21 protein-coding genes and 1 other RNA gene are annotated in these 23,621 nt (G+C 60.6%); 11 read left to right on the plus strand and 11 right to left on the minus strand.

The genetic code is table 11. The features are described 5' to 3' along the window. Window positions 1-14: 14 nt before the first annotated feature. Genes ubiH through FW800_RS11920 form a run of 3 tightly spaced genes read right to left on the minus strand, consistent with a single transcriptional unit; the run spans window position 15 to window position 3,099 of the window. On the minus strand, window positions 15-1,202 hold the full coding sequence (gene ubiH / locus FW800_RS11910) for a 2-octaprenyl-6-methoxyphenyl hydroxylase (protein ID WP_446437696.1): 1,188 nt from the start codon (window positions 1,200-1,202) through the stop codon (window positions 15-17). Continuing rightward, window positions 1,199-2,521: a Xaa-Pro aminopeptidase gene (gene pepP, locus FW800_RS11915; RefSeq protein WP_032878828.1), complete on the minus strand. Its 1,323-nt coding sequence runs from the start codon at window positions 2,519-2,521 to the stop codon at window positions 1,199-1,201. Before pepP ends, ubiH begins: the two co-directional genes overlap by 4 nt. Window positions 2,522-2,541: 20 nt before the next feature. Beyond that, a complete protein-coding gene (locus FW800_RS11920) occupies window positions 2,542-3,099 on the minus strand; it encodes a YecA/YgfB family protein (protein ID WP_216090456.1) in 558 nt (185 codons plus the stop codon). 138 nt (window positions 3,100-3,237) lie between these two features. Here FW800_RS11920 and FW800_RS11925 point away from each other — a divergent pair, with 138 nt between their 5' ends. The 4 genes from FW800_RS11925 (at window position 3,238) to FW800_RS11940 (ending at window position 4,658) form a co-directional block, all read left to right on the plus strand. Further along, the gene (locus tag FW800_RS11925) at window positions 3,238-3,447 is read left to right on the plus strand and encodes a TIGR02449 family protein (RefSeq protein ID WP_003177365.1); all 210 of its coding nucleotides are present in this window, start codon (window positions 3,238-3,240) and stop codon (window positions 3,445-3,447) included. Beyond that, entirely contained in the window at window positions 3,444-3,761 is a 318-nt protein-coding gene (locus FW800_RS11930) for a cell division protein ZapA (protein WP_005792389.1), read from the plus strand. Before FW800_RS11925 ends, FW800_RS11930 begins: the two co-directional genes overlap by 4 nt. Before the next feature lie 30 nt (window positions 3,762-3,791). Further along, window positions 3,792-3,970, plus strand: a non-coding RNA gene (gene ssrS, locus FW800_RS11935) — 6S RNA. Between the two features lie 58 nt (window positions 3,971-4,028). Further along, window positions 4,029-4,658, plus strand: coding sequence for a 5-formyltetrahydrofolate cyclo-ligase (locus FW800_RS11940; protein WP_446437697.1), 630 nt, complete (start codon window positions 4,029-4,031; stop codon window positions 4,656-4,658). A 7-nt stretch (window positions 4,659-4,665) separates the two neighbouring features. Here the strand turns inward: FW800_RS11940 and FW800_RS11945 are convergent, their stop codons facing one another. Then, window positions 4,666-4,812 carry a hypothetical protein gene (locus tag FW800_RS11945; RefSeq protein WP_005792392.1) on the minus strand — a complete coding sequence of 49 codons (147 nt, stop codon included), beginning with the start codon at window positions 4,810-4,812 and terminating at the stop codon, window positions 4,666-4,668. A gap of 194 nt (window positions 4,813-5,006) precedes the next feature. On the opposite strand from FW800_RS11945, the gene FW800_RS11950 reads away from it, so the two are divergent. From FW800_RS11950 to FW800_RS11965, 4 genes are all read left to right on the plus strand, one after another. Continuing rightward, complete coding sequence (locus FW800_RS11950; protein WP_446437698.1) at window positions 5,007-5,456, plus strand: EVE domain-containing protein; 450 nt, start codon at window positions 5,007-5,009, stop codon at window positions 5,454-5,456. A gap of 68 nt (window positions 5,457-5,524) precedes the next feature. Beyond that, entirely contained in the window at window positions 5,525-6,490 is a 966-nt protein-coding gene (locus tag FW800_RS11955) for an HlyD family secretion protein (RefSeq protein WP_446437699.1), read from the plus strand. Next, entirely contained in the window at window positions 6,487-9,204 is a 2,718-nt protein-coding gene (rbbA, locus tag FW800_RS11960; protein WP_446437700.1) for a ribosome-associated ATPase/putative transporter RbbA, read from the plus strand. Before FW800_RS11955 ends, rbbA begins: the two co-directional genes overlap by 4 nt. Then, on the plus strand, window positions 9,204-10,322 hold the full coding sequence (locus FW800_RS11965; protein WP_446437701.1) for an ABC transporter permease: 1,119 nt from the start codon (window positions 9,204-9,206) through the stop codon (window positions 10,320-10,322). The genes rbbA and FW800_RS11965 overlap by 1 nt, the downstream gene beginning before the upstream one ends. Before the next feature lie 41 nt (window positions 10,323-10,363). On the opposite strand, the gene FW800_RS11970 is transcribed toward FW800_RS11965, so the two are convergent. Next, complete coding sequence (locus tag FW800_RS11970) at window positions 10,364-10,771, minus strand: flagellar basal body-associated protein FliL (protein WP_005792398.1); 408 nt, start codon at window positions 10,769-10,771, stop codon at window positions 10,364-10,366. Window positions 10,772-10,921: 150 nt separating this feature from the next. Between FW800_RS11970 and FW800_RS11975 the strand changes: the two genes are divergently transcribed. Together FW800_RS11975 and glpT are read left to right on the plus strand one after the other, a co-directional pair. Beyond that, on the plus strand, window positions 10,922-11,899 hold the full coding sequence (locus FW800_RS11975) for an NADPH:quinone oxidoreductase family protein (RefSeq protein WP_446437702.1): 978 nt from the start codon (window positions 10,922-10,924) through the stop codon (window positions 11,897-11,899). Window positions 11,900-12,192: 293 nt separating this feature from the next. Next, window positions 12,193-13,530, plus strand: coding sequence for a glycerol-3-phosphate transporter (gene glpT, locus FW800_RS11980; protein WP_032878817.1), 1,338 nt, complete (start codon window positions 12,193-12,195; stop codon window positions 13,528-13,530). Here glpT and FW800_RS11985 read toward each other — a convergent pair. Together FW800_RS11985 and FW800_RS11990 are read right to left on the minus strand one after the other, a co-directional pair. Next, window positions 13,527-14,180, minus strand: a complete 654-nt coding sequence (locus FW800_RS11985; protein WP_032878816.1) for a gamma-glutamylcyclotransferase — start codon at window positions 14,178-14,180, stop codon at window positions 13,527-13,529. The genes glpT and FW800_RS11985 overlap by 4 nt on opposite strands. Window positions 14,181-14,207: 27 nt before the next feature. Continuing rightward, entirely contained in the window at window positions 14,208-16,595 is a 2,388-nt protein-coding gene (locus FW800_RS11990; RefSeq protein ID WP_446437703.1) for a TonB-dependent receptor plug domain-containing protein, read from the minus strand. 326 nt (window positions 16,596-16,921) lie between these two features. On the opposite strand from FW800_RS11990, the gene FW800_RS11995 reads away from it, so the two are divergent. Further along, entirely contained in the window at window positions 16,922-17,404 is a 483-nt protein-coding gene (locus FW800_RS11995) for a sn-glycerol-3-phosphate transporter (protein WP_446437704.1), read from the plus strand. Window positions 17,405-17,525: 121 nt separating this feature from the next. Here FW800_RS11995 and FW800_RS12000 read toward each other — a convergent pair whose 3' ends face one another. From FW800_RS12000 to rho, 4 genes are all read right to left on the minus strand, one after another. After that, complete coding sequence (locus FW800_RS12000; RefSeq protein WP_032878813.1) at window positions 17,526-18,494, minus strand: CDP-6-deoxy-delta-3,4-glucoseen reductase; 969 nt, start codon at window positions 18,492-18,494, stop codon at window positions 17,526-17,528. Further along, window positions 18,494-19,960: a 4-hydroxy-3-polyprenylbenzoate decarboxylase gene (gene ubiD, locus FW800_RS12005; protein WP_446437705.1), complete on the minus strand. Its 1,467-nt coding sequence runs from the start codon at window positions 19,958-19,960 to the stop codon at window positions 18,494-18,496. The genes FW800_RS12000 and ubiD overlap by 1 nt, the downstream gene beginning before the upstream one ends. Window positions 19,961-20,019: 59 nt before the next feature. Next, window positions 20,020-22,002, minus strand: coding sequence for an acyltransferase family protein (locus FW800_RS12010; protein WP_446437706.1), 1,983 nt, complete (start codon window positions 22,000-22,002; stop codon window positions 20,020-20,022). Window positions 22,003-22,158: 156 nt separating this feature from the next. Continuing rightward, the gene (gene rho, locus FW800_RS12015) at window positions 22,159-23,418 is read right to left on the minus strand and encodes a transcription termination factor Rho (RefSeq protein ID WP_003176825.1); all 1,260 of its coding nucleotides are present in this window, start codon (window positions 23,416-23,418) and stop codon (window positions 22,159-22,161) included. Window positions 23,419-23,621: the final 203 nt, after the last annotated feature.

Consider the following 23,621-nt stretch of genomic DNA (forward strand, 5'->3'; position numbering starts at 1 on the left):
AGTGATGGGCCGGCTCAAACATCGGAGCGCACCCCCAGCCCCATGGCCTGGCGGGCGAACCAGCGCTTGGCCGGCGGCAACAGATCCAGGCCGAGCAAGCCCAGGTTACGGCCCAGCGCCATTAGCGGCTGGCCGCTGCCAAACAAGCGTGTGACCTGATCGGAAAAGCCTACGGTCAGTTGTTGGTCCAGGCGCTGGCGATCCCGATAGCATTGCAACGTCGCCAGGTCACCTGGCACTGCCGGGCCGGCCAACAAGGCTTCGGCCAAGGCATTGGCATCGCGCAGGGACAGGTTGAACCCCTGCCCGGCAATCGGGTGCAGGCTGTGGGCGGCATTGCCGAGGACCGCAAGATGCGAGCGCACTTGCTCTTCAGCTTCCACCAGGGTCAGCGGGTACAGATGACGGGCGCCCACTTGCTTGAGGGTGCCCAGGCGATAACCGAATACGCCCTGCAACTCGCTCAGGAAGCTGCGCTCGTCAAGGTCGGCCAGGCGCTGGGCGTCCATGCCGATGCGGGTCCAGACCAGCGCACAGCGGTTGTCCGGCAGCGGCAGCAAGGCCATCGGCCCCTCATCGGTAAAGCGCTCGAACGCTTCGCCATTGTGGGCTTCGCTCGGGGTGATATTGGCGATCAGTGCGCTCTGGTTGTAGGGCCGGGTCTTCACGCCAATGCCCAGTTGCTCGCGCAGGCCGGAGCGGCCGCCGTCGGCCAACACCGCGAGGTCGCATTCCAGCACGGTTTCATCGTTGAGGGTCAGGCGATAGCCATCAGGCAGCGGCTCCATGCGCGTGACTTCCGCGGGGCAGCGCCAGCTGACGACGTCTTTATCCAGGCCTTGCCACAGGCATTGGCCCAGCCAGGCGTTTTCCACCACATAGCCCAGGGCCGGTACGCCCTCTTCCATGGCGGACAAGCGCGCGGTGGAGAAACGCCCGCGGTCCGATACGTGGATCTGCTTGATCGGTTCGGCGCGGCGGGCAATGTCCTGCCACAGGCCCAGACGCTGATAAATCTGGCGGGCACCAAAGGACAGCGCCGAAGAACGCGCATCATAACTGGGCTGGTAGCTGTCGCCCGGGGCAAAGGGTTCGATCAGCACGATCTTCCAGCCACGTGCCTTGGCCCCAGCCTGCAACGCCAGGGCCAGGCTGGCACCCACCAGGCCACCACCAATAATCGCCAGGTTGACCCGGCTCATCGGGCAGCCGCCATCAGTGCTTCGATCTCGGCAACGGTCTTGGGCACCGCGCCGGTCAGGATTTCACAGCCTTGCTTGGTCACTATCACGTCATCCTCGATGCGTACGCCAATGCCACGCCATTTCTTTGCCACGTTCTGGTTGTCCGGGGAAATATAGATGCCCGGTTCCACGGTCAAGGCCATGCCGACTTCCAGCACTCGCCATTCACCGCCGACCTTGTACTCGCCCACATCATGCACATCCATGCCCAGCCAGTGGCCGGCGCGGTGCATGTAGAAAGCGCGGTAGGCTTCGCTGGCGATCAGTTCGTCAACGTCACCTTGCAGCAACCCCAACTTCACCAAGCCGGCGGTGATGACCTGCACGGTAGCCTCATGGGCCTGGTTCCAATGCTTGTTCGGTGCGATCTGCTTGAAGGCGGCTTCCTGGGAGGCCAGCACAATCTCGTAGATCGCCTTTTGCTCAGGCGAAAACTTGCCGTTGACCGGCCAGGTGCGGGTGATGTCGCTGGCGTAGCAGTCGATCTCACAACCGGCGTCGATCAGCACCAGGTCGCCATCCTTGAGCAGCGCGTCATTCTGCTGGTAATGCAGGATGCAGCTGTTGCGTCCGGCGGCGACGATGGAACCGTAGGCTGGCATTTTCGCACCGCCCTTACGGAACTCGTAATCCAGCTCGGCCTCCAGGCTGAACTCATGCAAACCCGCACGGCTGGCCTGCATCGCCCGCACATGGGCCGCGCAGGAAATGCGCGCTGCTTCGCGCATCACCCTTACCTCTGCCGCCGATTTATACAGGCGCATGTCGTGCAGCAGATGATCCAGGGCAACGAATTCGTTCGGTGGCTGGGCGCCCAGGTGCGCTTTGGAACGGATCACGTTGATCCACTCCATCACATGCCGGTCGAATTCGGCATTGCTGCCCATGGCCGAATATACCCGGTCGCGGCCTTCGATCAGGCCGGGCAGGATGTCGTCGATATCGGTGATAGGGAATGCGTCGTCGGCGCCAAAGTCGCGGATCGCGCCTTCAGTGCCGGCGCGCAGGCCGTCCCACAGCTCGCGCTCAGCGTTGCGCTCACGGCAGAACAACACGTATTCGCCATGCTGGCGACCGGGCATCAGCACGATCACCGCTTCGGGCTCGGGGAAACCGCTCAGGTACTGGAAGTCGCTGTCCTGGCGGTACACGTGCTCGACATCGCGGTTGCGGATGGCCACGGCGGCTGCCGGCAGGATCGCGATGCTGTTGGGTTCCATCTGCGCCATGAGCGCCTTGCGGCGACGGGTGTATTCCGCTTTGGGGATATGAATCATGGGCAGATGGGGTTCCTTTCTTAATGCAGCGAAGGCTTGGGTGCAGCAGGTTCAGCAGACTTTTTGGTCTCGGTGAACAGCAGCAACGGCGCGACGCGCAGGTATTCCATCACTTCCATGTAGTCGCCTTCGCCGTCTTCGGACTCTTCCAGGGCATCTTGCACCTGGGAGATGGCTGCCAGGTCCTGCAGCACTTCCTTGGCGTCGGTGCTCAGCTCCAGGCCACCGGCGTTCACGCCGAAACCGTGGAGGAAACCCTGGCACCACTGGCCCAGGGCAGCAGCACGCTCGGTGAGTGGGGCGTCGTCGGTCGGCAGCAGCAGAACCACGGTGACGTCGTCACCGGTCAGCTCGCCCTTGACCATCTCTTGCAGGCCAATCAACGCGTTGCGCACGTTTTCGTTGGGTTCGGTTTCGAGCAGCTCGGCCACGTCGGCCAACCAGTTGTCGGCATCAAAGCCCACGCCGGTGCAGCTGCGGCCCAACAGCACGCCGTGCAGTTCGGCAGGCGAGCATGGGTGACCGCTGGTGCTCAGCAGTTTGGAAAAAGCGTCGTACGGGGAATTCTGAATGGGCATGGTGAGCTAGGCGCCAGACGGCGCAATGTCTAGAATGGAGCGCTGTATCCTAGCACCGGCAGACGCACCAAGACTATCGAGGGCGTCAGATCGTTTATCCTGCAGTTGCCATTCATCAGACAAATCCAGTGGAACCCAATGGAAGACACCGACCTGCAAGCGCTGATGGCCAGACTCGAACTGCTAATTGATCGGGTCGAGCAACTAAAGAGTCAAAACGGACTCCTATTAGCTCAGGAAAAGACCTGGCGCGAGGAACGCGCTCACCTCATTGAAAAAAACGAAATCGCCCGGCGTAAGGTCGAATCGATGATTTCGCGCCTGAAGGCCCTGGAGCAAGACTCATGAGTTCAAGCAATAGCGTTACCGTGCAGATCCTCGACAAAGAATATTCGATCATCTGCCCCCAGGAAGAACGCAGCAATCTGGTGAGCGCTGCGCGTTACCTGGACGGCAAGATGCGTGAAATCCGCAGCAGCGGCAAAGTGATCGGCGCCGACCGCATCGCCGTGATGGCCGCGCTGAATATCACCCACGATCTGCTGCACAAGCAGGAACGCCCTGACGTGCAGGCCAGCGGCTCGACCCGCGAGCAAGTGCGTGACCTGCTCGAGCGCGTGGATCTGGTGCTTTCCACCGATTCCGACGCACCCAAGGGCTGATTGCCGAGTCTGTTTAAGGTATACTCGCCCCACTCCCTGGCGTGTTTGCCAGTCGGCGATGTCCCTGAGCCGATTCGCACTACCCTGGAAGTTGCACGTTGGGCTGGTGTGCATGTCCGCTAGACGGAAAGCCTTAAAGCCTACTGCTTCTTCCACCTTGAACTTTCGGGTTCAAGGGCTAAGTCGACAGCGGCTCTGTCGGGGAGCCTGAATTCCCAAACTCAATGCCAGTCCCAGGACTGGCATTGTTTTATGAGCCGATAAGCCATGACCGAACCTGCGCCGCTGTCCCGTCCGCAACTTCGACGCATGTTGCGCAAGGCCCGCCGTGCCCTCACGCCGAGCGAGCAGCGCCAGGCCGCCCTTGGCCTGTACCGGCAACTGGCGCAGCACCCGCTGTTTCGCCGGGCCAAACATATTTCCTTATACCTGCCGACGGACGGCGAAATCGATCCGCGCCTGCTGCTGCGCGCGGCGCAGCGCCGTGGCAAGGCCACCTATCTGCCGGTACTGAGTGCCTGGCCGCGCACCAAGATGGTGTTCCAGCGCGTGCGGCCTGGGGATACGTTGTCGCCCAACCGCTTTGGCATTCTTGAGCCGCGGGTCAATGTCCACCAGCAGCGCAAAGTCTGGGCGCTCGACCTGGTGCTGTTGCCGTTAGTGGGGTTCGATAGCGAAGGCGGACGCCTGGGCATGGGTGGCGGATTCTACGACCGCAGCCTGGCCTACCTGGCCAGGCGCAAAAGCTGGCGCAAGCCGACCTTGCTGGGGTTGGCCCATGAATGTCAGCAGGTAGACCGCTTGGCGCAGGCAAGTTGGGACGTGCCGCTGGCGGGCACTGTCACCGATAAGCACTGGTATGTTGCACAAACGTCGCTGGAACCAGCGACGCCTTGAAGCCTTATTAACGCTTGAATTGTTGCTGCACTGGCGAGAGTTCAACCGGTGCGTCGGCCTTGTTCGACCACAAGCTCTGGGCATACCCGGTGGTCACAACGCCCAGACCAAACAAAATAACCAAAATCCATAGTAAATCCGGTTTACGTTGCATCGATTGCCCCCCTTCAGGCACCTCGTACACGATGACAACAACGTTCCAAAGTAGTCCGTTGCAGCTGCGCCAAGCCTAAAAGCGCGCATTCTGCGGTAACGTGAACCAACACGCAAACCTTGACGCCAACCGACTGTCGGTTTGTCATGCAATTGCCCGACAACTTGCCCAATGCCTTTTTCAGGAGCCCAAAAATGGCCTACTGGCTGATGAAATCCGAGCCTGACGAATTGTCCATCAAGGACCTGGAAAAGCTCGGCGAAGCCCGCTGGGATGGGGTGCGCAACTATCAGGCGCGCAACTTTCTGCGCGCCATGGCGGTGGGCGATGAGTTTTTCTTCTATCACTCCAGCTGTCCGGAGCCAGGGATTGCCGGCATCGGCAAAATCGTCGAGGCCGCCTACCCGGATCCTACAGCGCTGGAACCGGACAGCCACTACTTCGACGCCAAGGCCAGTGCGGAGAAAAATCCGTGGAGTGCCATCACCGTGGGCCACGTCAACACCCTCCCCAAGGTGCTGGGCCTGGGCTATCTAAAGCAGCAAACCGCTCTTGCCGAAATGCCGCTGGTGCAGAAAGGCAGCCGGCTTTCGGTCATGGCGGTCACGCCTGAACAATGGGCGGCCATCCTTCAGCTGCTTTAACTGACCGATATCAAGACCCTCACGGGCCAAACCCATCACACTGGACGCTAACGCCGCAGGATGCAGCCATGTCTACGAACCACCATACGTCCCGTCTGTTCGCCATCGCCCTGATCGTCCTCTTGCTGGGGGCGGGGGCCTTTGGCTACTGGCGTTCGACCCAGGACCGCCTGCCCGAGGGCTTGAGCATGGGCAATGGGCGCCTGGAGTCCACCGAAGTGCAAATCGCCGCCAAGATCCCCGGGCGCCTGGCCGAAGTGCACGTGGATGAAGGCGACAAAGTGCTCAAGGGCCAGTTGCTGGCACGCATGGACACCCGCACCCTGCAAGCCCAGCGCGCCCAGGCCGAAGCAGAGGTGTTACGCGCCAGGGAAAACTTCGCCTCTGCTGAAGCCAACGTGCAGTTGCGCCAAAGCGAGCAACTGCTGGCCAGCCAGGAACTCAAGCGCACCCAAGAGCTGTACCGGCGCGGCTTCGCCAGCAGCCAATTGATCGACCAGCAGCAGGCGCGCCAGAACACCGGTAACGCGGCAGTGATCGCCGCCCAAGCCCAGGTCAACGCGGTGAAGGCCGCCATCGGCGCAGCCCAGGCCCAGGTGGCCCAACTCACCAGCGAAATCGACGACAGCAGCCTGCGTGCGCCCATCGACGGCATCATCCAATTGCGCCTGGCCGAGCCGGGCGAAGTGCTCGGCGCGGGTGGTCGCGTGTTGCTGCTGATTGACCCCAATGACCAGTACATGAATCTCTACCTGCCCGCATCCGTCACCGGCCGCCTGACCGTCGGCAGTGAAGCGCGCATCCTGCTCGACGCCCTGCCCCAGCAAGCGCTGCCGGCCAAAATCAGTTTTGTCGCGGCCAAATCCCAGTTCACTCCCAAGGAAGTCGAAACCCGCGATGAGCGACAGAAACTGGTGTTCCGCGTCAAATTGCGCCTGACTCAGCCCAGCGCCGTGCCACAAGCCAAGCCGGGCATGCCCGGCGCAGGCTATGTGCGCACAGCCGATATCGACTGGCCGGCCAACCTGCAATGAGCGGCCTGGCGCTGCACGCCACGGGGATCAACCACCGCTACGGCAAGCAACAGGCACTGCTCGACATTGCCTTCAGCCTGCCGGCTGGCACCCGCTGCGGGTTGATCGGCCCGGACGGCGCCGGCAAGTCGAGCCTGCTGGGGTTGATCGCCGGGGTTAAGAAGCTGCAGGTGGGCCAGTTGCAGGTGCTCGGCGGTTCTATCCAAGACCGTCGCCATCGCAACAGCCTGTACCCGCGCATCGCCTTTATGCCCCAGGGTCTGGGCGGCAATCTGTACCCCGAGCTGTCCATCAGCGAGAACATCCGTTTCTTCGCCACCTTGTTCGGCCTGTCGAAAGCCGATTGCGACCAGCGCATGCACAACCTGCTGCTCGCCACCGACCTCGCACGTTTTGCCGAGCGCCCGGCAGGCAAGCTCTCCGGCGGTATGAAGCAGAAGCTCGGCCTGTGCTGCGCGCTGATCCATGATCCGGACCTGTTGATCCTCGACGAACCCACCACCGGCGTCGACCCGCTGTCCCGCCGGCGTTTCTGGGAGCTGGTAGATAGCGTACGCAGTGAGCGCCCGCAACTGACACTGCTGGTGGCCACCGCCTACATGGAAGAGGCCGAGCAATTCGAGCATTGCCTGATGCTCGACCGTGGCAGGTTGATCGCCGATGGACTGAGCCGCGAACTGGCGGCGATAACGCCCAGCGGCAAGCTGGATGAGGCCTTCACGCACTTCCAGGGCGACAGTGCTCACGACAGCCAGCCGCTGGTAATTCCACCGCGCACAGGCGGCAACGCCGATATCGCCATTCAAGCCCACGACCTGACCCTGCGCTTTGGCGATTTCACCGCGGTGAACAAGGTCAGCTTTGCCATTGGCCGCGGCGAGATCTTCGGCTTCCTCGGTTCCAACGGTTGCGGCAAGACCACCACCATGAAAGTGCTGACCGGGCTGATGCCGGCCACCGAGGGCAGTGCAATCCTGCTGGGCAAGCCGGTGGACGCCAAGGACCTGGCGACCCGCAAGCGCGTAGGTTTCATGTCGCAGAGCTTCTCGCTGTATGGCGAACTGAGCGTGCGCCAGAACCTGGTGCTGCATGCGCAACTGTTCGACTTGCCCAAGGCCGACAGCGGTCCGCGCATTGATGAACTGATCCAACGTTTCGACCTGGGTGAAGTGGCCGAACAGCCCTCCGGCGAGTTACCCCTTGGCCTGCGCCAGCGTTTGTCCTTGGCGGTTGCGGTGCTGCATCGCCCGGAAGTGCTGATCCTCGATGAGCCCACCTCGGGTGTCGACCCGGCGGCACGGGATGATTTCTGGCGGTTGCTGATCGAGTTGTCGCGCCAACAAGGCGTGACCATCTTCCTGTCCACCCACTTTATGAACGAAGCCCAGCGCTGCGACCGCATCTCCTTGATGCACGCCGGCAAGGTGTTGGCCTGCGACACGCCCGAGGCGCTGCAACAGCAGTTCCAAGGCGATACCCTGGAGGCGGCTTTCGTCACCTGCCTGGAGCAGGCCCAGGGCGAACCCGAATCCAGCGCGCCCCGTGCAACGGTCAACGATGCCCACGCGCCGCCCGCGAGCAAACACGGCTTCAGCCTGGCGCGGTGGTTAGCCGTGGCCAGCCGCGAAGGCAAGGAGCTGCTGCGCGACAAGGTACGCATGGCCTTCGCCCTGCTCGGGGCGATGTTCATGATGGTGATCTTCGGCTACGGGATTTCCCTGGACGTGGAAAACCTCGCCTTCGCCGTCTACGACCAGGACCAGACCCCGCAAAGCCGCGCCTATCTAGAGGCATTTCGCAGTTCGCGCTATTTCGCCGAGCAAGCACCCATTCGCGACGCCAACGAATTGCACCGGCGCCTGCAACGTTCGGAAATCAAGCTGGCCCTGGAGATCCCACCCGGCTTTGGCCGTGACCTCTACGCCGGCCGCCAGCCCACCGTCGCGGCCTGGCTCGACGGCGGCATGCCGTTTCGCGCTGAAACCAGCCGCAACTACGTGGAGGCCGTGCACCAGGGCAACCTTGCGCAACTGGCTGAACTCAGTAGCTTACCCTTGAACAACCGGGCCGCCGTCAAGCTTGAAACACGCTTTCGCTACAACCAGGACGTGGTCAGCGTGAATGCCATTGGCCCTGGCGTGATGGCGCTGATCCTGGCGTTCATTCCGGCCATGCTCACCGCCCTCGGCATTGTGCGCGAGAAGGAGCTGGGGTCGATCACCAACTTCTATGCCACACCACTGACGCGCCTGGAGTTCCTGTTGGGTAAACAGGCGCCCTATCTGGTCGTCAGCCTGGTCAACCTGGCGCTGCTGGTGGCGATGAACCGCTGGTTGTTCGGTGTACCGTTCAAAGGCAGCGGCTTGACCCTGGCTTTCGGTGGCCTGTTGTACGTGCTGGCGACCACGAGCATGGGCCTGTTGATCTCGGCATTCACCCGCACCCAGATCGCAGCGATCCTCGGCACCATGATCATCACCAGCCTGCCGACTATCCAGTTTTCCGGGCTGATCGTGCCGCGCTCCTCCCTGGAAGGCGCGGCGGCACTGATGGGCATGCTGTTCCCCGCCGGGCACTTCCTGGATATTGCGGTGGGCACCTTCACCAAGGCTCTGGACCTGCGCCAGTTGTGGCCGCAGTGCCTGGCGTTGTTCGGGTTTTTCGTCGGTTTCACCGGGCTGAGCCTGGTGATGCTCAAGAAGCAGGAGGCCTGATGCACAAGCTCGCCCATATCCTGCGCCTGGGGCTCAAGGAACTCACCAGCCTGCGCCACGACAGCGTGTTGCTGCTATTTCTGTTCTACGCCTTCACCGTGGCGATCTACATGCCCGCTGCCGGCTCGGTGATTGGCGTGCACAACGCCAGCGTGGCCTTTGTCGATGAAGATCACAGTGCGCTCTCGCGACAAATGGCCGAGGCCCTGCAGCCACCAGAATTCCAAGCGCCGGCGCCACTGGCCTACGACCAGCTGGACAAGGTCATGGACAGCGGCCAGTACACCTTCGTCGTCAATGTACCGGCGAATTTCCAGGCCGACCTGCTGGCGGGGCGCCAGCCGGGCGTGCAGGTGAACGTCGATGCCACGGCAATGAGCCAGGCCTTCATGGGCGCCGGTTACATCGGGCGGATTTTCCAACGCGAACTGCTGACCTACAGCGGCCAGGCCGACGCTGCCGGCAAAGCCCCGGCCCTGCTGACCACTCGGGCGTTGTTCAATACCAACCTGGAAGGTGGCTGGTTCCTGGCGGTGATCCAGATCGTCAACAACATCACCATCCTCGCCATCGTGCTGACCGGCACCGCCCTGCTGCGCGAACGCGAGCACGGCACCCTCGACCACCTGCTGGTGCTGCCCCTGACCGCGCTGGAGATCATGCTGGCAAAAATCTGGAGCAACATGCTGGTGGTGGTGTTGTGTACGTGGCTGTCCCTGGAACTGGTGGTCAAAGGCTTGCTCGGCGTGCCATTGGCCGGGTCGTTGAGCCTGTTCCTGCTGGTGACGGCGTTGTACCTGTTTGCGAGTACCGCACTGGGGATCTTCCTCGCCACCCTCGCCCGCTCGACACCGCAGTTCGGCCTGCTGGCGATCCCGGTGATCATTCCCATGCTGTTGCTCTCTGGCGGCAGCACGCCGCTGGATAGCATGCCCGAATGGTTGCAGTGGGTGATGCAGGGCTCGCCATCGACGCATTTTGTGAGCTTGAGTGCAGCGATTCTATTCAGGGATGCGGGGTTGAGCGTGGTGTGGCCAGACTTGCTGGCCCTGACGGCGATTGGCTTGGTGTTTTTTGCGGTGGCGTTGGCGCGGTTTCGCAAGAGCCTGGCTTCCTGAGACGCCTGGCAGGACCTCGCGAATGGCGCTAAGCGCCGGCTTTACTGGATGATCAGATTGTTGAAGAGCAAATCTTCCACCATCGGCTTGCCGGTCTCGTCATTCATCACTTGCTGGGTTTGTTTCAGGGCTTCCTGACGCAGCTTTTCCTTGCCTTCGACCGTACTCATGGCCTCGCTGGTCTGCTGGGTAAACAGCGCCACCAGTTGGTTACGAATCAACGGATCGTTGGCTTTGACCGCCGCGGCTGCTTCGGTGCCGGTCACGCGCAGGGCGATGTCGGCTTTGTACACCTTGAGCTTCGCCGTGCCATCCAGGCCATAGTTGCCTACGAATGGCGGCGTCAGGCTGATATAGCTGACCTTCGGCGCCTCGCCTTCCTTGGCCTCTTCGGCCTGGACAGCCATCGGCAACGTCAGGGCCAGCATCAACAGGATCCACGCTTTCACAGTTCATTCCTCGAATTCGGTTGCCCAGTAGCATAACGCTAGCAAGGCTGAGCACAAGCTTATGGCGGCTTATCAGGCCCGGGCATGCTCGTTGACCCGCGGGCGTACCCTCCTACACTTATCGGCCACGATGCCAAAAGGAATAGTCCGATGAAAGCTGTGCTGTGCAAAGCCTTCGGCCCCGCCGAAACCCTGGTGCTGGAAGAGATCGCCAGCCCTGCGATCAAGAAGAACGAGATCCTGCTGGACGTGCACGCAGCCGGGGTGAACTTCCCGGATACCCTGATCATCGAGGGCAAGTACCAGTTCAAGCCGCCCTTTCCATTCTCACCCGGTGGCGAAGCGGCGGGCGTGGTCAGCGAGGTGGGTGAGAAAGTCAGCCACTTGAAGGTCGGTGACCGCGTAATGGCGTTGACCGGTTGGGGCAGCTTTGCCGAGCAGGTCGCGGTGCCTGGCTATAACGTGCTGCCGATTCCGCCGAGCATGGACTTCAATACCGCCGCCGCTTTCAGCATGACCTACGGCACCTCAATGCACGCGCTCAAACAACGGGCCAACCTGCAATCGGGCGAAACCCTGCTGGTACTCGGCGCGTCTGGCGGCGTGGGCCTGGCCGCCGTGGAAATCGGCAAGGCCATGGGCGCCCGGGTGATCGCCGCCGCCAGCAGCGCCGACAAACTCGCGGTGGCCAAGGCGGCCGGCGCCGATGAGCTGATCAACTACAGCGAAGCCAGCCTCAAGGACGAGGTCAAACGCCTGACCGACGGCAATGGCGCCGATGTGATCTACGACCCGGTGGGCGGCGATCTGTTTGACCAAGCCATCCGCGCCATCGCTTGGAACGGCCGCCTGCTGGTGGTGGGGTTTGCCAGCGGGCGCATTCCTGAACTGCCGGTGAACCTGGCGTTGCTCAAAGGCGCCGCGGTGGTCGGCGTGTTCTGGGGCTCGTTTGCCCAGCGTCAGCCCCAGGATAACGCGGCGAATTTTCAGCAGTTGTTCACATGGTATGGCGAGGGCAAGCTGAAGCCGTTGGTGTCGCAGGTGTATCCGCTGGAGCAGGCGGCCCAGGCGATCAATGATCTGGGGCAACGCAAGGCAGTGGGTAAGGTCGTCGTCCAGACACGCTGATTGATCTGAAATGCGATCCTTGTGGGAGGGGGCTTGCTCCCGATAGCGGTGTGTCAGTCAATATCTCCGGTGACTGACACACCGCTATCGGGAGCAAGCCCCCTCCCATATTTTGATCCTCGGTGTTCAAGAGAACGGATTACGACCACAACTTATCTATTTACGACATGTTCGTAAAAGAACATGCAATTGCTCTCGTTTCCTGTATTTGCAGATAAGAGGCGATGCTATTTTCGGTAACGAAACTGTAACATTCGCATCCGCAGTCAAAACAAGAAATTTGGAGCTCTTGAATGTTTGCTTTCTTTCGACCTGCCGCACACCAGGCGCCTCTGCCTGAAGAAAAAATAGACAGTACCTACCGACGGCTGCGCTGGCAGATCTTCGCTGGTATTTTCTTCGGTTACGCCGGCTACTACCTGCTGCGCAAAAACTTCTCCCTGGCCATGCCCTACTTGATCGACGAGGGTTACACCCGTGGTGAACTGGGCCTGGCGATGTCGGCGATTGCGATTGCCTACGGTTTGTCCAAGTTCCTCATGGGGCTGGTGTCCGACCGCTCCAACCCACGTTACTTCCTGCCGTTCGGCCTGCTGGTTTCAGCGGGGGTGATGTTCATTTTCGGTTTCGCACCTTGGGCAACGTCCAGCGTGACCATGATGTTCATTTTGCTGTTCATCAACGGCTGGGCCCAGGGCATGGGGTGGCCGCCGAGTGGGCGGACAATGGTGCACTGGTGGTCGCAGAAAGAGCGCGGCGGCGTGGTGTCCGTGTGGAACGTGGCGCACAACGTCGGCGGCGGTCTGATCGGCCCGCTGTTCCTGCTGGGCATGGCCTGGTTCAACGACTGGCACGCCGCGTTCTATGTGCCGGCCACCGTGGCCCTGGCGGTCGCGGCGTTTGCCTTCATCACCATGCGTGACACCCCGCAATCGGTGGGTTTGCCGCCTATCGAGAAGTACAAGAACGATTACCCGGAAGGCTACGACGCCAGCCACGAAGACGAATTCAGCGCCAAGGAAATCTTCGTCAAGTACGTGCTGCGCAACAAAATGCTGTGGTACATCGCCTTCGCCAACGTGTTCGTCTACCTGTTGCGCTACGGCGTCCTGGACTGGGCGCCGACCTATTTGAAAGAAGCCAAACACTTCACGGTCGACAAGTCGTCCTGGGCGTATTTCTTCTACGAGTGGGCAGGCATCCCGGGCACGCTGCTGTGCGGCTGGATGTCGGACAAAATCTTCCGTGGCAATCGCGGCCTGACCGGCATCGTGTTCATGGCGCTGGTCACCGTGGCGACCCTGGTTTACTGGCTCAACCCGCCGGGCAACCCGATGATCGACATGATTGCGCTGTTCTCAATCGGCTTCCTGATCTACGGCCCGGTCATGCTGATCGGCCTGCAGGCGCTGGAGCTGGCACCGAAGAAAGCCGCCGGCACTGCTGCGGGTTTCACCGGCTTGTTCGGTTACCTGGGCGGTTCGGTAGCAGCCAGTGCGGCCATGGGCTACACGGTTGACCATTTCGGCTGGGACGGTGGTTTCGTGCTGCTGATTGGTGCCTGTGTACTGGCGATCGCGTTTCTGATCCCCACGCTGTGGCACACCAACAGCGTCAGCTCGGCGCGTTAATCGGCAGAGCAATCTTTGGCACAACGCTTGAGCCGCGCCTCCAGGTTTTTATCTGGCATGGCGTGGCTACGCAGGGCGTTCACGGTCTGCTCGACATAATCGCGAGTCGTGCCGTAACGCCCGCAAGCGCTTTGCAGCACATGATTAAGCACAATATCGGGCAAGTTGCCGGCATAGCTGGGCAAGTGCCGCTCCAGAACAAACCCCAACGCCTGCACGGTGCTGCCATCTTCCAATCGGCAACTGAGCCAGTGCGGCCGGTACGAGGGGTAAGGCATCTCACGCTGCCATAGGGCGTAAAGCGAGGCCTCCAACTGGTCCTCCGGCAAGCGGTAGGCAAACCCGCTGCAGGACCCGCCGCGATCCAGCCCGAACACCAACCCCGGCAACTCCGGCGTGCCCCGATGCTCGTGGGACCACAGGTACAAGCCGCGGTGATAACCATGAACCCGTGCGCGCACCCGTTCGGTCGACGAACATTCAGGGCGCCAGATCAGCGAACCATAGGCAAACAGCCACACTGGCCCACCCTTGTGCCGGGCCATAGTGGCCTGCATCGAGCTCATTAATTGTTCGTGAGTGAGTTGCGGCCCAAGATCGAGCCGCGGAGGGTAAGCCAACTGCAAAAGATCGGTTTCAATGGCGGTCATGGCGAAAAGCGGTGCGCCTCCTGTGTGTTACCAGTTGTAAGCGACTTTACCGTAATAGAACGCGCCGCTGTAACCGTACGGCGAAAAAGTGCTGTAGGCGAGATTGCCGCCGCTGCTGGCGAAGGCGTTAACCTTTTCCGGGTACTTATCGGTGACGTTGTCGCCGCCCAGGGTAAAGGTCCAGTTCTTGAGCTTGTAATCCGCCGACAGGTCCAGCACCCAGGCGGCTTTGAAGGTCTGGTCGTTGACCTTGTCCGCCTGATAACTGGTGAACTCACCATAGCGCACCAGGTTAGTGTGCAGCGCCCAATTACCGAAGGTGAAGTCGTTGCCCAGGCTCAGTTTGTGCTGGGGCGTGGTATCGCCCAGCAAACCGATACGTTCGCGGCGGTCCACTCGCACCAGGTTGGCCCCCAGGCTATCGAGAATCGCGGGGTTGGCTTTCACGTCGGTGACTTTGGTGTGGTTGTAGTTGTAGCCCACGGTACTGTTCCAGCGAATGCCGTTATCGAACTGGTAGCGATAATTGGCCACCAGGTCGACCCCATCGGTGCTGGTGTCCGTGGCGTTGGTGAAGTACCGGGCCGTGGTGTAGTTGATATTGCCGACGCCATTGGCTTGCAGGTAAGCCACCGTGGCCGGGTTGAGATTGAGGTTAGACGACAGGCTGATGCGGTCGCGGATGTCGATGCGGTACACATCGAGCGTGACGGTCAGGTCATCGGCCGGCTCCAGCACCAGGCCGAGGCTGTAGTTGCGCGACTTCTCGGCCTTGAGGTCCTCGGCACCGAGCAGGCGTGCCACCTGGCTGTTGGCCGGGAAGGTGCCGGCTTCCTGGACGGTGCTGCCGATCAACTGCGATGAGGTGTAGGCAAAATTCTGCTGGGCCAGGGACGGCGCACGGAAACCGTTGGAGATGCTGCCGCGTAAGGCCACCTGGGGGGTGAAGTCGTAGCGGGCCGACAGCGAGCCGCTGACGTTGGAGCCAAAGTCACTGTAATCCTCATGGCGCACGGCGGCCGAGGCGCTGAGTTTTTCGGTGAAGTTGGTTTCCAGGTCCAGGTACTGTGCCCAGTTATGCCGCGTGCTGGTGCCGGCATCGGCATCGCGGAAACCGCCCAGGCCGGAGCTGCCGGTCTGGTAATAGGACGCTGGCTCGCCCGCCTCGATTTCATAGCCCTGATGCAGGTATTCACCGCCGAACGCCACAGAGACCGGATACGGCAGAAAGCCCACATCGAACTCACGGGACAGGTCCAGGCTGACTTGCTTCTGATCGTTGCTCAGGGTGCCGTTGTTGAATTTACGCGGCGTTGCCAGGCCCAGTGAGGTGTTGATGGTTTCAGTCCCCAGTTCGTACTGGTTCTTGCCGTAGTTGGCCGACAGGTCGTAATGCCAGTCGTAGGCCAGCAGGCCGCGCAAGCCCACCACCAGAGAAGTGTCTTCCAGGTTGCCCTTGATCAGCGGCAGGTAGCCGTTGGGGTTGAGTGCGGCAATGTTATTGGAGGCGTTGCTGGCCCGGTAGAACGCCGCTGTTTCACCGCGGCGCTTGCTGTAGCCACCGAAGGTGTAGAACTCGGCTGCATCGCTGAAGGAATATTCTGAATTGAACTGGAACTTGCCTTCATTGGTGGCCGGCTCACCCTGGCGGAACACACGCTGGCCGTAGGTGGTGGAGCCAATACTGCCTGGGCGGTAATCGTCGCCGGCGCGGTTGGTGTAGTCGTTGTCGGCGCCTTCGGCAGACAGGTTGATAAAGCCATTGTCGCCCAATGCCAGGCCCGTATTACCACTGACATTACGCTGGATGCCATCACCCTTTTTGTACTCGCCAAACTTGCTGGACACCGAGCCGCCATGGTCGGCGTTTTTGAGGATCACGTTGATCACCCCGGCGATCGCGTCGGAGCCGTAACGGGCAGAAGCGCCGTCGCGCAGCACCTCGATATGGTCCACCGCCGACAGCGGAATGGCATTCAAGTCTGCCGGGGCCGAACCGCGCCCAACCGCACCGCCCAGGTTGACGAAGGCACTGGTATGGCGGCGCTTGCCGTTGACCAGCACCAGCACCTGATCCGGCGACAAGCCGCGCAACTGCGCCGGACGCACCAGTTCGGCCCCGTCCACCAGGCTTGGCCGGGGGAAGTTGATCGACGGTATCAGCCGCGCCAATACGGCACCCAGCTCATCGGAGCCGGTACTGCGCAGGTTTTCACCGGAGATTACGTCGATTGGCGACAGCGATGCACTGGCGGTGCGCTCTTGGGCGCGGGTGCCGGTGACGATCACAGTGTCGAGTTTAGGTGCATCAACCGCAGAAGTTTCGTCTGCCAGAACTGGATTGAATCCCACAACGGTCAGCAAATTGGCCGACAAAATCGCCGTGTATAGCGCGTGTTTCCTGTAGCTCCCCATACCGCTCCCCTTTGAATCAAAAATAGAACTGCAGTGCGCGAAGTTCGTACGATCGATCCGGCTGGCGGGCGGTGGCGGTCAGTATCTGGTTATGGTCGGTGAAGTCGGTAGTCCGTTGCGATATAGCTTAAAGATATTCATCAGCCAGAATAAATACCTTAAAAGAATAAGCAAAAGCATAAGCACGCTCGCCCATTCGTCAGGATCCACGCGGCTAATCCCGGTAATTTCAGCCCCGGTTCAGCCTGGGCGCGTGCCAAGCCGTCAAACTGGCGCGCCTGTAACGACCCACTTAGCCGTTCATCAAATCGACTACCGAGGTCGCCATGAAAAAATTCCGATTGCCTGGCCTGTTATTGCTTGCCCAGGCCACCACTGCACTGGCTAGCGAAACGCCAACGGCGACTGACGACAGAGGCTTCTGGTACGCCCAGACAAGCGTCTACACCCGGCACTTTGCACCCGACCCGCAACACAACAACAAACAGGACCTGATCGGCCTGGAGCGCAATGAGGCGTCGGGCCTGGTGTATGGCGGGGTGACCTTTCGCAACTCGTTCCGCCAACGCTCGTACTACGCCTATGCGGGCAAGCGCTATGACATGGCCGACTACCCGGTGTATGCGAAGTTGACCGGTGGGTTGATCCAGGGCTATCGCGGCGAGTATCGCGACAAGATCCCGTTGAATCGTTTTGGCGTAGCGCCAGTGATCATTCCGTCCGTGGGTACCCATTACGGGCCGGTCGCGGCAGAGCTGGTATTGCTGGGGTTCAATGCAGCAATGGTGACGACTGGCTTACGCTTCTGACACGACACTGTCCCCTGTGGGAGCTGGCTTGCCTGCGATAGCGGTGCGCCAGTCGGCAAATGAGACACTGACCCACCGCTATCGCAGGCAAGCCAGCTCCCACATTATTCAGCGCAACACTTCAGGGCCGTGGGGCGTAGGCAAACACGTCAGCGCGCATACGGTGCGCATCCATACCGGCGTCGACCAATGCATCCAGGGTGCCGTAGATCATTGCTGGCGAACCACTGGCGTAGACATGCACGCTATTGAGGTCGGCAATGTCTTCGCACACCACCTCGTGCAGCAAACCGCAGCGCCCTTCCCAGCCACAGAGGTCGCTGACCACTTTGTGCAGGAACAGATTGGGCAGTTGCAGCCACTGATCCCAGTGCTCGATCTGGTAGAAATCTTCCGGGCGCCTTACGCCCCAGTACAGGTGCACCGGGTGCTTGAAGCCCGAAGCGCGACAGTGCTCGATCAGACTGTGCATCTGCGCCATACCGGTACCGGCGGCCATCAGCACCAGTGGTCCGTCCGGCAACTCGGCCAGGTGGGTGTCACCGAACGGCAGTTCCACACGGGCCATCTGGTTGCGCTGCAATTGTTCGATAAGGTTGCGCGCACTGTCCTCGCGCACCAGCACATGCAGCTCCAACTCACGCCCGGCATGGGGTGCAGAAGCCAGGGAAAACGCCGATTTCTCGCCGTTCTCCCGTTCGAGCATCAAGTATTGCCCGGCGTGATAACGCACCGCCTTACCGGCCGGGGCGCGCAGGCGCACACGCCAGACATCGCCGCCGACTTCCACGCACTCGATCAATTGGCATGACAATTTGCGCAACGGCAACTCTCCTGGCGCGAGTACGCCATCCCACAACACAATGCAGTCTTCCAGCGGCTCGGCGATGCAGGTATAGAACTCGCCATGGTCGCGCACTTCACCGGCTTGGCTTACCCGGCCCTCCACCAGCAACGCCGCACACACATGGCACACGCCATTGCGGCAGGCCTGGGGGCATTCGTACCCCAGGCGGCGTGCACCTTCGAGGATTCGTTCGCCAGGGACCAGCTCCAGTACAGCGCCGGAAGGTTGCAGGGTTACACGCATCAATCTATTCCCAATTCTTTCCAGATCGCATCGACACGCGCGGTGACGGCTTCATCCTTGACGATCACCCGGCCCCACTCGCGGGTGGTCTCACCCGGCCACTTGTGGGTGGCATCCAGGCCCATTTTCGAACCCAGGCCCGATACCGGCGAGGCAAAGTCGAGGTAGTCGATCGGCGTGTTATCGATCATCACGGTATCGCGCTTGGGGTCCATGCGCGTGGTGATGGCCCAGATCACGTCGTTCCAGTCCCGCGCATTGATGTCGTCGTCGGTCACGATAACGAACTTGGTGTACATGAACTGTCGCAAAAACGACCACACACCCAACATGACGCGCTTGGCATGGCCCGGATACGACTTCTTCATGGTCACGATGGCCATGCGGTACGAACAGCCCTCGGGCGGCAGGTAGAAGTCGGTGATTTCCGGAAATTGCTTCTGCAGGATCGGTACGAACACTTCGTTGAGCGCCACACCGAGAATGGCCGGCTCATCGGGTGGACGACCCGTGTAGGTACTGTGGTAGATCGGTTTGACCCGATGGGTAATGCGCTCGACGGTGAACACCGGGAAGCTGTCGACTTCGTTGTAATAGCCGGTGTGGTCGCCGTAAGGGCCTTCATCGGCCATCTCACCCGGGTGAATCACGCCCTCAAGGATAATTTCGGCGGTAGCCGGCACCTGCAAGTCGTTACCGCGGCACTTGACCAACTCGGTGCGATTGCCGCGCAGCAGGCCGGCGAAGGCGTATTCGGACAAGCTATCGGGCACAGGTGTCACGGCGCCGAGAATGGTCGCCGGGTCGGCCCCCAGGGCCACGGACACCGGGAACGGCGTGCCTGGGTGTTTTTCACACCACTCTCTAAAATCGAGTGCGCCGCCACGGTGGCTCAGCCAGCGCATGATCACCTTGTTGCGGCCAATGACTTGCTGACGGTAGATGCCGAGGTTCTGACGATCCTTGTTCGGGCCTTTGGTGACAGTCAGGCCCCACGTGATCAGCGGGCCGACGTCGCCGGGCCAGCAGGTCTGCACCGGCAGCATGGCCAGGTCGACATCATCGCCTTCGATGACCACTTCCTGGCACACCGCGTCCTTGACCACCTTGGGGGCCATGGCAATGATCTTGCGGAAGATCGGCAGCTTCGACCAGGCGTCCTTCAAGCCCTTGGGCGGCTCGGGCTCCTTGAGAAACGCCAGCAACTTGCCGATCTCGCGCAGCTCGCTGACCGACTCGGCACCCATGCCGAAGGCTACGCGCTCGGGCGTACCGAACAGGTTGCCCAGCACCGGGATATCAAAGCCGGTCGGGTTTTCGAACAGCAGCGCCGGGCCCTTGTTGCGCAGGGTGCGGTCGCAAATCTCAGTCATTTCCAGTACCGGAGAAATCGGCATCTGGATACGTTTCAACTCTCCGCGCTGCTCAAGTTGCTGCACGAAATCCCGAAGATCCTTGAATTTCATTAAACATGCCACCCGTAAAATAGGCGTACATCCTACCTGCTCTGAGGGCGGCTGGCAGCTTAATTGGCCGTCAAGCCGCGTGATTGCAACGAACTGAACAATGGCTCAAGGAAGGCTTCAATGTGTCGCGCCCCCACGTCTGACAGATGGTTATCGTCGGTATACAGCGCGCGACCATTGAGTTCGACCCGGCACAAACCATCGGCGCCGCACAGCAGGGGCGCAGGGTCCAGCACCGCGACACCACTGTCGGCAGCCGCCAGTTCGTCAAACAATTGCGTGATGAACGCCTGGCGCTTCACATGCTCGGCCACGGCCAGCCCTTCACCACTCACGGGCCGGTTCATCATCGCCAATCGGCTGAGACGGTAAGGCACGATGATTTCCTGCAGCGGCACTTCCTTGACCAGCCAGACCTTATGGCCGGCAGCACGCAAACCCTGGATGCGTTCGCGCAAGCCTTGGGCGAAGCGTTGCTCGGCGACAGCACGCACGTACTGGCCAGTGCCGGGGTCCTTTAGCGCATGCTCCTTGTCACCCGACATTTGCCCGTACACATACAGGCTCCAGCGGGCGGCCAACACCACATCGCTGAATGCCTGCTCGGCCATGGCCTTTTCGACGCGATGGTTGAAATGTGCGCACCGGGCAATATTCTCCAAGCCATCGAGCGGTATACAGCCGGCAAAACTGGCCTCAACCAGGCTGATATCGTGGCGATCAGCGCCCTCTTTGAGTGCGGGTATCAGCGCCGTAGCGTGACTATCACCCCATACCAGCGCTGAAACCGATTGGCCTTTCGGGCCGAAATGGCAGAACAGACGCTCATCGGGCGTATCTTTGTCGGCCATGCACGCCAGCAGGTCCGGGCTCCACTTCTTGGCTTGGGCAAAGCGCAACGCCTGCTCGGACAAGCGCGAAGGAACGCCGTCAGCTTCGCGTATCGCAAGGCCAGTGAAGCCCAGGCCCAAGATGCCGACGACTGCCGCCGCCAGGATCGCCTTGCGCGGAGCCAGCAAGCGCTTTTCCCGGAACGGCGTTTCCACAAAACGCCAGGACAGATAGCCCAGCACCAGCGAAAGCAGCATCAGCCCGGCCAGTTCCAGAGGGCTCAAGCCATCCACCGCGGCATAGTTGGCATACACGAACACCGGCCAGTGCCAGAGGTACCAGGAATAGGAAATCAGCCCGATCCCTACCATTAGCCGGGTGCTCAACAGGCGCCCGACCCAGGTGTGTTGCTGCCCGTTGGCCCAGATCAAACCGACCACACCCAGCACGGGCAACAGCGCGGTGGCCCCCGGAAAGGGCGTTTTCGCGTCGTAACCCAATACGGCAATCAGGATCAGCGCCATTGAGGCCAGGCTGACACCTTGCGCCAAGGCCGGTGAGGCCCGCCATTCACGCATGGGCAGCACCGCCAGCATGGCACCGGCCAGCAACTCCCAGGCTCGCAGATGCAAGAGGAAGAAGGCTTTCTGCGGTTCATGCTGAACCGCCCAGACGCTCATGCCAAAAGACCCGAGCAACACCGCAAACAGCGCCAGGCGCCAGTGCTTCAAGCGGCTTGAGAGTAATGTCAGCAGCAGCGGGAAGAAAATGTAGAACTGCTCTTCTACCGCCAGCGACCAGGTATGCAACAAGGGTTTGATGTCTGAAGAGACATCGAAATAGCCATGCTGACGCGAGAACAGCAAGTTGGAGGTAAACGTCACCTGATAGTGCGCCGAACGCCCCAACTCCTCATAGTCCTTGGGCGCCAACAGAAACCAACCCACTGCCAGTGTCGCGGCGATCATCACAAACAGCGCGGGCAAGATACGTCGGGCACGGCGAGCCCAGAAGTCGATGAAACTGAAGCGTCCAGCTTGACGCTCTCGCCAGATGATTGACGTAATCAGGAAGCCCGAGATGACGAAGAAGACGTCAACGCCAACAAAACCGCCAGTAATGCCAGGGACACCAAAGTGGAACAACACGACTGCAAGGACAGCGATGGCACGCAGGCCATCGATGTCTCTGCGGTAAGCAAGGGTGGTCATAAGAATGTGGTCAGTCTGCGACGAAAGGGATGAGCGAAGTCACGCGTCAATTTTTGTTACTTAACGGATACTTATGCCACAAAAATCGCAGAATCTCGACGCAAAAAAAATGGCGCCCCATTAAGGGCGCCATTTTTTTGGACCTGAAACGCTGTATTACTTGCGTTTCATCGACAGGAAGAACTCGTCGTTGGTCTTGGTGGTTTTCAGCTTGTCGATCAGAAACTCGATGGCAGCCACTTCGTCCATCGGGTGCAGCAGCTTGCGCAGGATCCACATACGCTGCAGCTCGTCGTCAGCGGTCAGCAACTCTTCGCGGCGAGTGCCGGAGCGGTTGATGTTGATCGCCGGGAACACACGCTTTTCAGCAATGCGACGGTCCAGGGGCAGCTCCATGTTGCCGGTACCCTTGAACTCTTCGTAGATCACTTCGTCCATCTTCGAGCCGGTTTCAACCAGCGCGGTGGCGATAATGGTCAGCGAGCCGCCTTCTTCGATGTTGCGCGCGGCGCCGAAGAAACGTTTCGGTTTCTCCAGGGCGTGGGCATCGACACCACCGGTCAATACCTTGCCGGAGCTCGGGATCACAGTGTTGTAGGCACGGGCCAGACGGGTGATGGAGTCGAGCAGGATCACCACGTCCTTCTTGTGTTCGACCAGGCGCTTGGCCTTTTCGATCACCATTTCGGCTACCTGCACGTGGCGGGTTGGCGGCTCATCGAACGTCGAGGCAACCACTTCGCCGCGCACGGTGCGCTGCATCTCGGTCACTTCTTCCGGGCGCTCATCGATCAACAGTACGATCAGGTGAACTTCAGGATTGTTACGGGCGATGTTCGCTGCAATGTTCTGCAGCATGATCGTTTTACCGGCTTTCGGCGGCGCGACGATCAGGCCACGCTGGCCTTTGCCGATCGGGGCGCACAGGTCGATCACACGACCGGTCAAGTCTTCGGTGGAACCGTTACCGGCTTCCATCTTCATGCGCACGGTCGGGAACAGCGGGGTCAGGTTCTCGAAGAGAATCTTGTTTTTCGCGTTCTCGGGGCGATCGAAGTTGATCGTGTCGACCTTGAGCAGGGCGAAATACCGCTCGCCCTCCTTCGGAGGACGGATCTTGCCAACGATGGTGTCACCGGTGCGCAAGTTGAAACGACGGATCTGGCTCGGCGAGACATAGATATCGTCTGGGCCGGCGAGATAGGAAGCGTCTGCGGAGCGGAGGAAGCCGAAGCCGTCCTGGAGAATCTCCAGCACGCCATCACCGGAGATTTCCTCGCCGCTTTTCGCGTGCTTCTTGAGCAGGGAGAAAATCACGTCCTGCTTGCGCGAACGGGCCATATTTTCTATGCCCATTTCTTCGGCCAGTTGGAGCAGGTCGGTAATCGGCTTTTGCTTGAGTTCAGTCAGATTCATATAGGAATGACGTAATCATTTATGGAGGGGGGAAATTAAGCTTTTGGCTTAATGAGGCCGCGCCGCAGAGAAGGCGACAGGATCGCGTACTAATCGAAAAGGAATGCGTCGGCGACGGCTTGCAGGGGGCAGTGGAGAAACCAGTGCGGGGCCGAATGTACCACCTGAGTTTCGGAGCGTCTAGCCCTGCTTTACGAAAAAGC

Source organism: Pseudomonas sp. 910_23 (genome assembly GCF_052850795.1).

Excerpts from the sequence above, each read along its gene's own strand:
- FW800_RS11940 (WP_446437697.1), top strand. The coding sequence starts at position 4,029 with ATGACCGAACCTGCGCCGCTGTCCCGTCCGCAACTTCGACGCATGTTG.
- FW800_RS11930 (WP_005792389.1), top strand. The coding sequence starts at position 3,444 with ATGAGTTCAAGCAATAGCGTTACCGTGCAGATCCTCGACAAAGAATAT.
- FW800_RS11975 (WP_446437702.1), top strand. The coding sequence starts at position 10,922 with ATGAAAGCTGTGCTGTGCAAAGCCTTCGGCCCCGCCGAAACCCTGGTG.
- FW800_RS12010 (WP_446437706.1), bottom strand. The coding sequence starts at position 22,002 with ATGACCACCCTTGCTTACCGCAGAGACATCGATGGCCTGCGTGCCATC.
- FW800_RS11965 (WP_446437701.1), top strand. The coding sequence starts at position 9,204 with ATGCACAAGCTCGCCCATATCCTGCGCCTGGGGCTCAAGGAACTCACC.
- FW800_RS11955 (WP_446437699.1), top strand. The coding sequence starts at position 5,525 with ATGTCTACGAACCACCATACGTCCCGTCTGTTCGCCATCGCCCTGATC.
- FW800_RS11995 (WP_446437704.1), top strand. The coding sequence starts at position 16,922 with ATGAAAAAATTCCGATTGCCTGGCCTGTTATTGCTTGCCCAGGCCACC.
- FW800_RS11925 (WP_003177365.1), top strand. The coding sequence starts at position 3,238 with ATGGAAGACACCGACCTGCAAGCGCTGATGGCCAGACTCGAACTGCTA.
- FW800_RS11985 (WP_032878816.1), bottom strand. The coding sequence starts at position 14,180 with ATGACCGCCATTGAAACCGATCTTTTGCAGTTGGCTTACCCTCCGCGG.
- glpT (WP_032878817.1), top strand. The coding sequence starts at position 12,193 with ATGTTTGCTTTCTTTCGACCTGCCGCACACCAGGCGCCTCTGCCTGAA.
- pepP (WP_032878828.1), bottom strand. The coding sequence starts at position 2,521 with ATGATTCATATCCCCAAAGCGGAATACACCCGTCGCCGCAAGGCGCTC.
- ubiH (WP_446437696.1), bottom strand. The coding sequence starts at position 1,202 with ATGAGCCGGGTCAACCTGGCGATTATTGGTGGTGGCCTGGTGGGTGCC.
- rbbA (WP_446437700.1), top strand. The coding sequence starts at position 6,487 with ATGAGCGGCCTGGCGCTGCACGCCACGGGGATCAACCACCGCTACGGC.
- rho (WP_003176825.1), bottom strand. The coding sequence starts at position 23,418 with ATGAATCTGACTGAACTCAAGCAAAAGCCGATTACCGACCTGCTCCAA.
- FW800_RS12000 (WP_032878813.1), bottom strand. The coding sequence starts at position 18,494 with ATGCGTGTAACCCTGCAACCTTCCGGCGCTGTACTGGAGCTGGTCCCT.
- ubiD (WP_446437705.1), bottom strand. The coding sequence starts at position 19,960 with ATGAAATTCAAGGATCTTCGGGATTTCGTGCAGCAACTTGAGCAGCGC.
- FW800_RS11945 (WP_005792392.1), bottom strand. The coding sequence starts at position 4,812 with ATGCAACGTAAACCGGATTTACTATGGATTTTGGTTATTTTGTTTGGT.
- FW800_RS11950 (WP_446437698.1), top strand. The coding sequence starts at position 5,007 with ATGGCCTACTGGCTGATGAAATCCGAGCCTGACGAATTGTCCATCAAG.
- FW800_RS11990 (WP_446437703.1), bottom strand. The coding sequence starts at position 16,595 with ATGGGGAGCTACAGGAAACACGCGCTATACACGGCGATTTTGTCGGCC.
- FW800_RS11920 (WP_216090456.1), bottom strand. The coding sequence starts at position 3,099 with ATGCCCATTCAGAATTCCCCGTACGACGCTTTTTCCAAACTGCTGAGC.